This window comes from Thioclava sp. F36-7, from assembly GCF_002020075.1.
Lineage (GTDB): Bacteria > Pseudomonadota > Alphaproteobacteria > Rhodobacterales > Rhodobacteraceae > Thioclava > Thioclava sediminum.
On record NZ_MPZR01000009.1, the window covers coordinates 1 to 12386 of the forward strand.

15 protein-coding genes are annotated in these 12386 nt (G+C 60.3%); 4 read left to right on the forward strand and 11 right to left on the reverse strand.

Going from position 1 to position 12386, the window contains the following annotated elements:
- Nucleotides 1–170: 170 nt before the first annotated feature.
- The 3 genes from BMI89_RS15970 to BMI89_RS15975 form a co-directional block, all read right to left on the reverse strand.
- Nucleotides 171–626, reverse strand: a complete 456-nt coding sequence (locus BMI89_RS15970) for a cytochrome c (protein WP_078520071.1) — start codon at nt 624–626, stop codon at nt 171–173.
- An 88-nt stretch (nt 627–714) separates the two neighbouring features.
- The gene (locus BMI89_RS20635; RefSeq protein WP_143593930.1) at nt 715–1089 is read right to left on the reverse strand and encodes a hypothetical protein; all 375 of its coding nucleotides are present in this window, start codon (nt 1087–1089) and stop codon (nt 715–717) included.
- 359 nt (nt 1090–1448) lie between these two features.
- A complete protein-coding gene (locus tag BMI89_RS15975) occupies nt 1449–2183 on the reverse strand; it encodes a DUF4396 domain-containing protein (RefSeq protein WP_078571825.1) in 735 nt (244 codons plus the stop codon).
- Nucleotides 2184–2476: 293 nt separating this feature from the next.
- On the opposite strand from BMI89_RS15975, the gene BMI89_RS15980 reads away from it, so the two are divergent.
- Nucleotides 2477–3862 carry an MBL fold metallo-hydrolase gene (locus BMI89_RS15980; RefSeq protein WP_078571827.1) on the forward strand — a complete coding sequence of 462 codons (1386 nt, stop codon included), beginning with the start codon at nt 2477–2479 and terminating at the stop codon, nt 3860–3862.
- 28 nt (nt 3863–3890) lie between these two features.
- A complete protein-coding gene (locus tag BMI89_RS15985) occupies nt 3891–4277 on the forward strand; it encodes a DUF302 domain-containing protein (protein ID WP_078520074.1) in 387 nt (128 codons plus the stop codon).
- Between the two features lie 66 nt (nt 4278–4343).
- Here the strand turns inward: BMI89_RS15985 and BMI89_RS15990 are convergent, their stop codons facing one another.
- From BMI89_RS15990 to BMI89_RS16005, 4 genes are read right to left on the reverse strand one after another with little or no spacing between them, the layout of a single operon-like run.
- Nucleotides 4344–4589 (reverse strand): glutaredoxin family protein, encoded by a 246-nt coding sequence (locus BMI89_RS15990; RefSeq protein ID WP_078571829.1) that lies wholly within the window; start codon nt 4587–4589, stop codon nt 4344–4346.
- 1 nt (nt 4590) lies between these two features.
- Nucleotides 4591–4794 carry a cation transporter gene (locus BMI89_RS15995; protein WP_078520076.1) on the reverse strand — a complete coding sequence of 68 codons (204 nt, stop codon included), beginning with the start codon at nt 4792–4794 and terminating at the stop codon, nt 4591–4593.
- Nucleotides 4795–4823: 29 nt separating this feature from the next.
- Nucleotides 4824–5219: a DUF302 domain-containing protein gene (locus tag BMI89_RS16000; RefSeq protein ID WP_078520077.1), complete on the reverse strand. Its 396-nt coding sequence runs from the start codon at nt 5217–5219 to the stop codon at nt 4824–4826.
- Between the two features lie 30 nt (nt 5220–5249).
- A complete protein-coding gene (locus BMI89_RS16005; protein WP_078571830.1) occupies nt 5250–7745 on the reverse strand; it encodes a heavy metal translocating P-type ATPase in 2496 nt (831 codons plus the stop codon).
- A 254-nt stretch (nt 7746–7999) separates the two neighbouring features.
- Here BMI89_RS16005 and BMI89_RS16010 point away from each other — a divergent pair, with 254 nt between their 5' ends.
- The gene (locus BMI89_RS16010) at nt 8000–8323 is read left to right on the forward strand and encodes an SHOCT domain-containing protein (RefSeq protein ID WP_078520079.1); all 324 of its coding nucleotides are present in this window, start codon (nt 8000–8002) and stop codon (nt 8321–8323) included.
- Between the two features lie 371 nt (nt 8324–8694).
- Here BMI89_RS16010 and BMI89_RS16015 read toward each other — a convergent pair whose 3' ends face one another.
- From BMI89_RS16015 to BMI89_RS16030, 4 genes are all read right to left on the reverse strand, one after another.
- Nucleotides 8695–9456, reverse strand: a complete 762-nt coding sequence (locus tag BMI89_RS16015) for a glutaredoxin (RefSeq protein WP_078520080.1) — start codon at nt 9454–9456, stop codon at nt 8695–8697.
- 307 nt (nt 9457–9763) lie between these two features.
- The gene (locus tag BMI89_RS16025) at nt 9764–10480 is read right to left on the reverse strand and encodes a DUF1499 domain-containing protein (protein WP_078571832.1); all 717 of its coding nucleotides are present in this window, start codon (nt 10478–10480) and stop codon (nt 9764–9766) included.
- Nucleotides 10473–10625 (reverse strand): hypothetical protein, encoded by a 153-nt coding sequence (locus BMI89_RS20910; protein WP_168176827.1) that lies wholly within the window; start codon nt 10623–10625, stop codon nt 10473–10475. Before BMI89_RS20910 ends, BMI89_RS16025 begins: the two co-directional genes overlap by 8 nt.
- Nucleotides 10622–11473, reverse strand: coding sequence for a sterol desaturase family protein (locus BMI89_RS16030; RefSeq protein ID WP_078571834.1), 852 nt, complete (start codon nt 11471–11473; stop codon nt 10622–10624). The genes BMI89_RS20910 and BMI89_RS16030 overlap by 4 nt, the downstream gene beginning before the upstream one ends.
- Nucleotides 11474–11622: 149 nt before the next feature.
- On the opposite strand from BMI89_RS16030, the gene BMI89_RS16035 reads away from it, so the two are divergent.
- A complete protein-coding gene (locus BMI89_RS16035) occupies nt 11623–12285 on the forward strand; it encodes a metalloregulator ArsR/SmtB family transcription factor (RefSeq protein WP_078571835.1) in 663 nt (220 codons plus the stop codon).
- Nucleotides 12286–12386: the final 101 nt, after the last annotated feature.

Here is a 12386-nt window from a genome sequence, read left to right on the forward strand (position 1 = left end):
TTGCTCAACCTGCGCCGATCGGCGTAAACACCAACCGGGCTCCGGTCGTGGCTGGATGAAAGACCCATGGCAGGTCACGTTGAAAAAGCCCGAGCTAACAAAGGTGTTCAATTCGGCAAGCCATAGCAAATCCGGCGGCCCGAAAGACGGGCCGCCAGCTTGAGCCTAGCTCAGTCACCTTCCATGTGCTCTTTAATATTTTCTGGAATGTCGGCTTCCGAGAACGATTTCTGTTCGGTCGGATCATGCACGAAGGCAATGATGTCCGCCAGTTCCTGCCCGGTAAATTGGATCTGGGCTCCCAGTTCCGTTTCCTGCATTGCGATCATTGCCGGAGCCCCTCGCCACATTTTGGCAGCGAAGCTGAACGGATCCATGGGCATTGCCATCGTGCTCGCATCGAGGTTCGGAGCGTCTGTCCCCCCTACCCCATTGATTGAGTGACATACGACACAGCCCTTCGACGCGAACAGGCGCCGCCCTTCAACCGAATCCATTTCCGGAACGACAAGCCCGCCCATCATGGCACCGTCGTGCATAACACCGGATTGCTCAGCGCTTGCCGAAAAGGCAAGCAAGGATGATGCGACAACCGCTATCGTCGACACAAAATAAAAATGTTTCATCTTTCTTTTCCTTCGTCTGTGTGTGGCTAGTTGGCGCTCGGAAGGATGTTCCGCAGCAGCGCCAAAAGCTTTGAAGCCGTTACTTCTGTCAGACGAGAGATTTGGGAGGGGGAGCGCGCGGGCTATCGATATGCCCTTCCATCGAAAGCACATTTATTGGGAGGGTATGGCTATCGTAGATTTTTGGTTCGATACCAGCCTCTTCCGTTAGGATAACCGCTGGGGCACATAGTGAATGCGCATGGTGATGCGCACGATGGCAGCCCACTAAGGAAACGCCGCTTTCAATGGGGGGCAAGGCATTGTGCGCCGATACGGTGAGAGAGGTATGGTTGCCCAGTTCCTCGATAACAGCTGGCACCTGCAAAGTGACTGCGATGAGCGCGATCACCAGGAAGATTCTCCACAGTGCGCCCCACATGGGCTGCCCCTGGCCACGCCGAATTCCTTTGAGATGCTTCATTCGAGCATCTTACCGGGGTTCCAGATTGTCACCTTGACACAAGTCAACGCAACAAGCCGCCGCCGCAGTCCCTTGAATGCGCAATCTACTCGCAGGTCGTCACATCGAGTAATTCGCCCGCGCCTGAAACGCCAAGCTATCTATCGCGCCCAGACTGGTAGGCGCGATGGCAAATTTTGCGATGGAGTTTCGTCGGCACGTCCGATCGTGGCATCCCGGAGGCGAGATGGTTGTCGCCATGTCAAGAAAAGTCGCGTCAACGGGTCGAAACACGGGATCGACATCGATCGATCTTTCCTCCGCTCAAATGCACTTTTCTTGACATTGGTGGCATCTCTCAGGGCCAGACCAGCGTGGAGTTACATCTTTTCCTTGATCCCTTTCCGGATCAGCCACCAGTTCACCGGGTAAGAGGTGATGAAGCCGAATATCATCGCGATCTGCATCATGAACCAGAATTCAACGCTGTTCACCTCAAGCTTCACGCCAAGAATGCTTGCAAAGATCCAGAAATGCGCAACGGCCATGAAACCATACATCCCGATCTGCCAAGCTGACAGGGAGAGGACGTCGGCTTTTATCGCTTGAATGATACCCTCTTTCACGGAGAGATTCCGCATCGGTTTGATCGTGAAATACTGGAAGGCCACCCCGATCACGAGCGCGAAGATATAGTCTACAATCCAAGCGGCGAAGATCTTCTCGGCAAAGAGTTCTTTCCAGCCGAACCAAGTCGCGATGACCGGCACGAAAAACAGCAACCACTCCGAGATGATGTCTCCAAGCGTGCAACCACTGCCACAGTGAGATGCGCCCTTGGCCACCATCATGGGAAATGGCGTGTATTTCTTGTTTGGCGGGGTCTCGTCCTTCTCCATCGCTGCATGCATTTTGCTGTGCGCCCCGAGCTTGCCGTAGGTGAAGTAGGCCCAGAGAACGATCACCGAGGCAAAGAGCGCCACGACAGGCCAGACCACATTCATGATCCACATGTGCTGGGGGTCTTTCGACTCGTCCCACGCGATGACAATTGCGGAAATCGCGCCAACAGTGAGAGAGATTAACGATAGGATGTGCAGCCAGTCGGGTATCATGGACGAACTCCTAAAATGCTTAGGGTGACTTCGCATCGAAACGGTCGAGTTCACGTGAGGTTCCGGCTGGCTGTCACTGCGCCCGCTTCGCTGGCTTCGTCAATTCACCCGCTCTGAGCTCCAGGCCGCCGCAGCATTCGAAGTTGGTTGGCCGCTTCCTGCCGACACTGTCGGCGTCTAAGTGCCGCCATGCCCATCCTACAAATGGAACACATTCAGAATTCGGAACGTGAATCGCTCCCCACGCATTTCTCCGGCAATCCCGAGCTGACGGAAATTCGGAGGCAAATGACATGACCATGCGTTTTGAACAGATCCTTGCGGAAGGGATCGCCCAGTGCTCCTACCTCTTGGGCGACACCGGCAGCGGCACCGCCGCCGTCGTCGATCCCCGCCCGGATTGCGATATCTATATCGAGCGCGCCAAGGCGCTCGGCCTGACGATCACCCATGTGTTCGAGACCCATATCCATGCCGACTTCCTGTCGGGCGCGCGCGAATTGGTGGACCGGCTGGATGGCACGCCCAAGCTTTGCGTCAGCGTCGAAGGCGGCGCCGAATATGACTTCGCGCATGAGGGCATCCGCGACGGCGACAAGTTCACCTTCGGCCAGCTCACGCTCGAGACGCGGCACACGCCGGGGCACACGCCCGAACACGTCTCCTTCCTGCTCTATGAGAAGGACAATGACGACCCGTGGGGCGTGCTGAGCGGCGATTCTTTCTTCGTGGATTCGGTCGGCCGGCCCGACCTCTTGGGTGACGACAAGACCGAGGAACTGACCGAGGCGCTGTTCCGCACCACGCAGGAATTCTACATGCAGCTGCCCGAGGGCGTGCTCGTCTATCCCTGTCACGGCGCGGGCTCGGCCTGCGGTCCGAATATCGGCGACCGGATGTCTACGAGCATCGCCTATGAGAAAGCCCATAACAAATATGTCCAGATCACCGATCTGCAGGCCTTCAAGGACGAGATGACGAAGGACGCGCCGCCGGTGCCAACCCATTACCCGCGCCTCAAGAAGGTGAACGCTGCGGGCCCCGAGGTGATGAAGGGATTGCCGCGCTGCATCGGCAAGACGCCGGAGGAGTTCGAGGCGCTGATCGCCAAGGATGACGTGCAGCTAGTCGATCTCCGCGACATGCTCGCCTTCGGCGGCGGCTTTATCGAAGGGTCGCTCAATATCGGGCTGCAGCCGATCCTGTCGGTCTGGGCGGGCTGGATACTCGATCCCGACAAACCCATTGCGCTTGTTAGCGAAACGAGTGCCGAGATCGACGAGGCCGTGCTGCGGCTCTGGCGCGTCGGCTTCACGAAATTCGCGGGCTACCTCAACGGCGGCATTTCGGCATGGCGCACCTCCGGGCGACCGCTTGCGCAGATCCCGCAGGTCACCGTGCAGGAACTGAAGGGCAGCGATCTGACCCCGCTCGACGTGCGTAAGGACGAGGAGTGGGACGGCGGCCATATCCCCGGCGCGATCCACCATTTCCTCGGCACGCTCGAAGACGAGATGGACGAACTCGACCGTTCCACCGACTATGCGGTGTATTGTCAGGGCGGCTACCGCGCCAGCGTCGCTGCGAGCCTGCTGCACCGCGCCGGGTTCAAGAACGTCTCCGCGGTGCCGGGCAGCTTCGGCGCATGGTCCGCGCAGGACTACCCGGTCGAATCCTGAACCGCTCACCATCAGAGGATCCAAGACAATGAGCTACACCATCGACAAACGCCTCACCAATACCACCCTGAAAGAGGCCGACACCCGAACGCGCGAGGCCCTCAAGGAGCAGGGCTTCGGCGTGCTCACCGAGATCGACGTGCAGGCCACGATGAAGAAGAAGCTGGATGAGGACATGGCCGGCTACATGATCCTCGGCGCCTGCAACCCGAAGATGGCGCATCAGGCGATCCAGCTGGAGCCGAACGTCGGCGCGATGCTGCCCTGCAACGTCATTTTGCGGCAGGACGGCGCGGATATCCTCGTCTGCGCGATCGACCCGGCGGCCTCGATGATGGCGATCGACAATCCGCAGCTCAAGTCGGTCGCGGGCGAAGTGCGCGACATGCTGGCAAAGGCGATTGAGGCGATTTGAGTTCAATGAAAATGCGGCGGCGGAGCAGATTTGCGCCCGCCGCCGCTTGACGGATTGCCCGTTACTTCAAGTCGACCGATTGAACGTCGCTTCAAGACGCGGCTTCTGGTCGGCGAAGGTTCCGTAGGTTGCTACGCCGTCAATGACGGTGATCGGAGCGACGCGCACGCCGTAGCGTGCTTTCGCCTCCTCGGCTACGCCGGGGCGCGAGACGTCGCGTTCGTCGAATGCGATACCACGCTCGGTCAGGTAGCGCTTCACTGCCGCGCAGTCAGGGCAGCCAGGGCTGGTATAGACGAGCACCTCGGTCATCCTACTGGACCTCGGCTTCGTAACCTTCTTCATTCACCGCGGCGATGAGCGCCGTTGGCTCGGCCGCGCCTTTCACGACGGCTCCGCCGGGTTCCAGCGTAACCTCGGCGCTTTCGACGCCCGCTACACCTTCCAGCGCCTTGGTCGCAGCCTTGACGCAGTGGCCGCAGGTCATCCCGGTAATCTTGAGATTGATGTCGCTCATATTTTGTCTCCTTTCTGGTTTTTGATAGGTCAGGCGGAAAGCGTTTCGGCCACACGACGCAGCTTGATGGCGACCTCTTTGCCAAGGCGATCGACGTCAGCGTTTGCGACCAGGCCAAGCACTGCCGCCGGGTCCATGAACAGCACGCCGACCTTGCCTTCTGCCTCTTCGCGAACGACGACGTTGCAGGGCAGCAGGGCACCAATATCCGGCTCGGCTTCGAGCGCCTGATGGGCGAACTGCGGATTGCAGGCACCGAGAATGATATAGGGGCTACGCTCAAGCCCCAGCTTGGCCTTGAGCGTAGCGGCCACATCGATGGTGGTCAGCACGCCGAAGCCCTCGTCCTTCAGCGCCTCGGTCACGCGTGCGACCGTCGCGTCGAAACCCTCGGGGCTGGTGACAGCGAATGTGAATTGGCTCATGGTCTTTTCCTCTCTCTTCAAGTGGGTTGATCAGGCTTCGGCCCCGGTCTTGAACGCTTTCAGGCGGCGCAGGCGCAGGCTGTTGCCAAGCACGAAGACCGACGACAGCCCCATCGCGACACCGGCAACCATTGGGTTGAGGTGGATACCCCAAGGCGCAGCCAGCCCGGCCGCGATCGGGATCAGGATGACGTTGTAGAAGAACGCCCAAAAAAGGTTGCCGCGGATGTTACCGAGCGTGTGCCGTGCCGCGCTCAGCGCGGTAACCACCTCGCCCAACTGGCCTCGGGTCAGGGTGACATCGGCGGCTTCGATGGCGATGTCGGTGCCGGTCGCCAGAGCGATGCCGACATCTGCCTGCGCCAACGCTGGTGCATCGTTGATGCCATCGCCGACGAAGGCAACGCTGTGACCTTCACTCTGCAGCGACGTGACCACTTTGGCCTTATCCTGCGGCAGCACTTCCGCATGGACGTCGTCGATGCCGAGCTGGTCGGCCACCGCCCGCGCTGTCGCCGTAGCGTCGCCGGTAACCATCGCCACGGAAACGCCCTGCGAACGCAACGCGTCGACCACCGCTTTCGCTTCGGGCTTAGCGCGATCGGCGATGGCCAGTAGGCCGAGCGCTGCGTCGTCGACCGCGACATAGACGACCGTTCGTCCCGAGCCCTCCATCTCGGCCGCGCGCGAACCGAGGTCACCCAGCTCGATCCCCTCACCTGCCATGAAGCGGTGCGCGCCGACCCGCACCAGCCGGCCGTCGATGCGGCCTTCGATGCCGTGCCCCGCGACCGCGCGGAAGTCCGTCACCTCGGGTAAATCGAGTCCCTTTTCCTTCGCGGCGGTGACGATGGCACGACCCAGCGGATGCTCGGACGCGGTCTCCAGCGCAGCAGCGAGACGCAACGCTTGGTCCTGCTCGGCTGCAACCATGTCGACCAGAACCGGTCGCCCCTCGGTCAGTGTGCCGGTTTTGTCGAACAGCACAGTGTCGACATGCGAAAGGGCTTCAAGCGCCTCACCTTTGCGGAAGAGGACACCCAGTTCCGCCGCCCGCCCGGTGCCGACCATGATCGCCGCTGGCGTTGCCAACCCCATCGCGCAGGGGCAGGCCACAACCAGCACCGCCACCGCCGCAACCAGCGCCACGCTGATGTTGCCGCCGATCAGAATCCAAGCGATGAAACTGAGCGTCGCGATCAACAGCACGATGGGCGTGAAGACCCGCACCACCCGGTCGGCGAGGCCTTGGATCGGCAGCTTGCCCGTCTGAGCGCTTTCCACCAGCTTGATGATCTGCGCCAGAACCGTGTCACCGCCGACCGAAGTCGCTTCGATCACCAACCGTCCGTCCTGATCGACCGTGCCGCCGACGACCTCGTCGCCGTCGGTCTTGGCGACCGGAAGTGGTTCGCCTGTCAGCATAGCCTCGTCGACATGAGCGCGGCCCTCAACCACCCGGCCATCGACCGGCATGCGCTCTCCCGGGCGCACGACGAGACGGTCGCCGACACGTAGTTGCGCGACTGGCACGTCCTGCTCGACGCCCTCACTATCGAGCCGGTGCGCGGTTTTGGCCTGCAGTCCCACGAGCTTGCGGATCGCGGCGGAGGTTCGACCCTTGGCAATCTCTTCCAGATACTTGCCGCCCAGAACTGCGGCGATCACCACTGCGGCGCTGTCGAAATAGACGTGTCGCGCTTCGGGCGGGAACAAGGCAGGTGCGAGCAGAACCAATGTGCTGTAGGCCCAGGCTGCACCCGTGCCGGTAGCGACCAGCGAGTTCATATCGGGCGCCAAGTGGCGATACGCGATCAAACCGGGCCTGAAAAAGCGCCGCCCCGGCACAAACAGCACCACACTGGCGAGAGCGAATTGGACCCAGTCCCAGAAGCCCGCGAACGGGCTGGCGGCGGCGAGCGCGCGGTCGAAGGCGGGCACGAATGCCCCCCCCATGCCCACCACAACGATCACCGCGCCCAGGATTGCCGCCAGCGCCACGTCGCGCCCCATCGCGCGCAATGACGCACGGCGCTTCTCCCCGTCGCTCTCAGCAGCCTCAGCGGCGTCGCCGACCGGATGTGCCTCATAGCCTGCATCAGCCACCGTTGCAGCGAGCGTGTCCGCGTCAGTCATCGCGGGCAAGAAGCGCACCTTGGCCCGCTCGGTGGCAAGGTTCACGCTGGCCTCCAGAACCCCCGGGGCCTTGTTCAACGCGCGCTCGACACGGCCCACGCAGGACGCACACGTCATACCCTCGATAGACAGTTCAGCCTCCGTGCTCACCGGGGTATAACCGGTGTCGCGGATCGCCTCGACGATCTGCTCGGCCGAAATCTGCTTCGGGTCGAAATGCAGTTCTGCCCGCTCGGTGGCAAGGTTCACGCCCGCGTCGGAAACGCCGGGAAGCTTACTCAAGCCGCGCTCGACACGCGCGCTGCAGGACGCGCAGGTCATACCCTCGACATCGACAGAAAGGGCCGGAAGCGCAAGGGGCTCTTGCGCGTGATGAACAGCGGTATCCATGACGATTTCTCCTATCGCAGCATAGTCGAAATTGATTTTTCGACTCGGATCTATCGGGTATGTAGGGGCTCCAGTTACTGGAGGCTCAAGGGCCGGAAATAGATTTTTTGGATTTCGCTGTGACTCGGCGAGTGTGCGTCAAAGGAAAACACAGTTTGGTGAACGCTCGGTTTCACCGCGCATTTTTGACCTCGCTCAAAGTGCTGGACATGTGAACGGCGTATCGAACCCGAAGCGAAACTGCGGAGGCCGACATGACCAAACTTTCTGTATACACCACTCTTCTTTCGACACTGGCCGCCAATGCGGCTTTAGCTGACGCGCCCGGCACTTATGGTGACGGCTACTACGGACACCCGATGATGTGGGGCGACGGCTACGGCTTCTTCGGCATCGGCATGATGGTGATTTTCTGGGGCGTCCTGATCGTCCTTGCGATCCTCGCCGTGCGCTGGCTGATGGAACGTGGCCCGAGCCGGAGCCAGAGCACCGCGCTCGACGTTCTCAAGGAACGCCTCGCAAAGGGCGAGATCGACCCCGAGGAATACCAAGCCCGGCGCAAAGCACTGGAAGAGTAAGAGCTCTACTCTTGGACACGTAAAGCCTAAGCGAAGAGGCCTTTAGACAGGCGCCATTTGCTGGCCGGATCACGAGCATGCGCCTGAGAAAATTCGATTCTCAGGCGCAGGTGCATCGGGCTGGATGCTGGGTCCAAGTCGCCCTGTGTTTCAGCCCACAATGCTGTCTGCTCCGGAGGCGGTTCGTAACGGCGATGCTGGCTTCGCCGCTCGCAACCACCCGCGACATCCTTGGCTCCGCATCTTGTGCGAGCGCGCATATGCCTCCGAGGCGTCGTTAGTGAATCCCATGTCGTGATCGACCGGTGCTGACGAGGACGTGTCCGTCTTGCTTTCTTGTCGCGGACAGACATTAGGAGCGAGAAAGCTGGTCAGACAGAAAGAAGGAACCGCAAACCCATCCAGAGCCCCATGACGATCATCATGAGGTTTTCGGTGAGCGATACAAACCCCAAGGGCACGTTGCTACCTCCGCCGACGCAGGCGCACTTCAGTTCTCGTTTGTCGATGTAAACTGCCTTGAATACCGAGACCGCCCCGACGGTGCCGATGAACAGAGCCAGCGGTGCAGAAAGCCACGTTAGCGCCCCGGCGATCATCAACAGCCCAGCGAGAGTTTCGGCGAAGGGGTAGAGATACCCGTATCTGACCCAGCGGCGGGCAAGCAAATCATAGTTCAGGAACATCGTGGAAAACCCTTCAACGTCCTGAAGTTTCTGGATGCCAAGCAAAGTCATCGAGATCGCGATGAACCACTCGAGGACGCGGACGCTAAGCATGGTTCCGAGAGCCGCCCAGCCGACAGCCAGCGCCATCAGGAAGGCAACGCCAAAAATCGCGATCACCGGTGTGTAGGTGGTCTCCCCGTCCTCGCGCAGCGGCTTGCCAAAATATTTGCGCAGGGCGTCGTAGCCACCGATGCGCTCGTTGTCGATCCATGTCTGCGGCGTGGTTTCCACGCTGTGGCGCTGCTTGAATTGCTCAGTTTCGTCGTGCGTCTCAAGGAGGTGATCCTCGACATCGAACCCCTGTCTCTCCAGCAGGTCCTTTGACTTGAGCCCGAAAGGGCAGAGATGACCGGGCATGGCCATTCGGTAAAGCTGCGCTGTCTTGCGCGGAGCGTCAGTGGGCATTGGTCTCCTCCGGCGAATATGGCACCTGGTTCCTAACGTCCTTGCAGCGCGGGAGGGTTCCGGCAATAGCCGTGAAAACGCTCATATGCGCTTGCGTCAGTTTTGCTGACTTGATCTTTCATCTTTGGGGAGGTGCCCGTTAGACGCGCAGACGATCAATTCTACCCGGCTGGCGACGCCGAATTTCTCCATCAAGCGCTCCTGATATACCCTCGCTGTGAGCTGGGAAATCCCGAGCATCCTCGCGATTTCCTTGTGTGTCCGGCCCTGAAGCAGTCCGTCGAGCACATTGCGTTGCCGATCGATCTTATTCGGTGACTTGTGCTTGCAGCTCCGCAAGGAACGCCTCGATGCGTCGGGCATTGGCCCCGCGGTCGATCTGCCCAATGCGCGAGCGTGACCGCATGTCGATGCGGCTGCCTGCCTCGACGTCGGTGACCCGAACTGCCACCTCGTCCTCGAAGCCGAAGACGCGGCTTCGGGCGATGGCTTCGATCTGGTTTTCCGCAGGGTCGGCCGAAAGAACCTCCCAGCCACGCGTTTCAACAAGGGCCAACGCCTCTGCGAATGCATCTTCGACCGGGATCGGAAGGACCAGCGGGCGCACGTTCGGATAGGCGGAGCGTTGTGGCGCGGCATTCTGCGCCGGGTAGTCCGTTGGGGTCACGGTGAACCAGTAGACCGGCGGGTCTTCGGTATCGGTCGAGATGTCGTTTATCGGCGGTGTCGTCCGAGCGGCGATTTCGAAAGCCACCCCGAGGCCTGCAACGGGCAATGACAGGATAAGGCCAATCAGCGCGATGCTGGCACCGTGCCTCTTGCGGATAGCCGCCACCAAAGTCGCGAGTGCTGCGACGACCCCCGCTAATGCCGTCCAAACACCCCAACCGGCGAAGTCATAGGCTTGGGGCCAAGGCCATCCGCTCGCACGATACCCCCAGACGGACAAAGCAAGAAGCGCAAGGGACACAAGGCCCAGAAAGATCGCCACATAGCCAAGGCGTCGCGTTATGAATTCAAGCATCTGTCTCTTCCTGATCGGGGGCGGGATTCAAGCGCGGGTGCGTTTCCAGGGATAAACGGGCCTCCGGACAGCCGAAAAAGAGAACCTGCAAGAACTGTTCAGGAAAGGGGCGCAGGTTCTCGCGGATGCCGAGGGTATAAGTCATTCCTCTTCCTCCACCGCGATGCGTGGGTCGAGAGCATGGCCCGAAGCCGGGCCACGCAGGGGCTGGAGCAGCATCCTGTCGATCCAAAGATCACGACGCGTGCGGAACTGTTCGATCCCGATCTCCATGTCCTGATGCCCCTTTGCCGGTTGCGCGACATAGGTGCCTAATAGCCGATCCCACCAGGGCAGGTTGAAGCCGTAGTTCGAATTGGTCTCACGCGGGTCGACGGAATGGTGGACGCGATGCATGTCGGGCGTGACCACGATCAGGCGCAGCACTCTATCAACCGGACGCGGCAGATCGATATTGGCGTGGTTGAAAAGCGCGGTCGCATTCAGGATCACCTCGAACAGCAGCACCGCGACCGCAGGCGGCCCGAGCGCCGCGACCACCGCCAGTTTGATCCCCATCGAGATCAGGATTTCCAGCGGATGGAACCGCAGGCCCGTTGTTGCGTCGAAGTCGAGATCGGCATGGTGCATCCTATGCAGACGCCAAAGTCCGGGAACCGCGTGGAACATGACATGCTGAAGGTAGATCGCCAAATCGAGCACCAGCATCGAAACAAGGATGGCCGCCCAAGTCGGCCACTCCAGATTGTTGAACAGCCCCCAGCCACGGTCCTCGGCCATGACGGCCAATCCGACTGCGAGGATCGGGAATGCCAGGCGCAGGATCACCGTATCTATAAAGTCCATGGCAATATTGTTCGTCCAACGGATCAAGCGCGGTATCTCTCTGCGCCGCCGGGGGGCCGCGACCTCCCACAACGCCATCGCCGCCAACACGCCCAAGAAAGCGGCAAGTCGGATCGTCGGCTCGGCAGAGAGGATCGTTTCGGTCATGCGTTCGGCTTTGCTCTTGTGGCGCAGGCTGGATTCGCTATTATTCAATTATTCGATTATTCGATTATTCGATTATTCGATTATTCGATTATTCGATTATTCGATTATTCGATTATTCGATTGAATGATGTAATATTCCGAGGCAGCCCATGTCAATTAGCCCGAAGATGGCCCTTCTCGAAGAATACGCCCTTGTCGCGCGGGCCTTGTCGGCCCCCGCACGCCTTATGCTTCTTGAACAGCTCGCCCAGAACGAGCGCAGGGTAGAGGCGCTTGCGGAAAAAACCGGGCTCACTGTCGCGAACTGTTCGCAGCATTTGCAGCAATTGCGGCGCGCTGGCCTTGTCACCAGTCGGCGCGACGGCAAGGCGATAATCTACAGGCTGACCGACGCGAGGACACTGACGTTGTTGGGAATTTTGGGCGATGTTGCCGAAAGGAACCTCGCACAGGTTGGGGAGATTCTGCGCGGGCTATCGAACGGCGAAGACGCGCCGGAACCGATCAACCGCGACGAGCTTGCCGCTCGACTGAGTGAAGGGTCGGTGACCGTTCTCGACGTGCGCCCCGCCGACGAATTTGCCCATGCCCATATCCCGGGCGCGCTCAACATGGCCGTGACGGAGCTGGACAAGTTCCTGACGGACTTCGACCGGAACACCGAAATTGTGGCCTATTGTCGTGGTCCATACTGCGTCTACGCCCACCAAGCCGTGGCGTTCTTGCGCAAGAATGGTTTCAATGCCCGTCGTCTCGACGGCGGGCTGCCTGAATGGCGCGAAGACGGTCGAACCATTCGGTCGACATCCTGATTTACAAAGGCCGATGCCGCTACGGGTCGATCTGACTATGTGAGCGCACTGCGTGCGAGGCCTTTCGAAATGCCATGATGACTCGCCCAGACTTCACATGA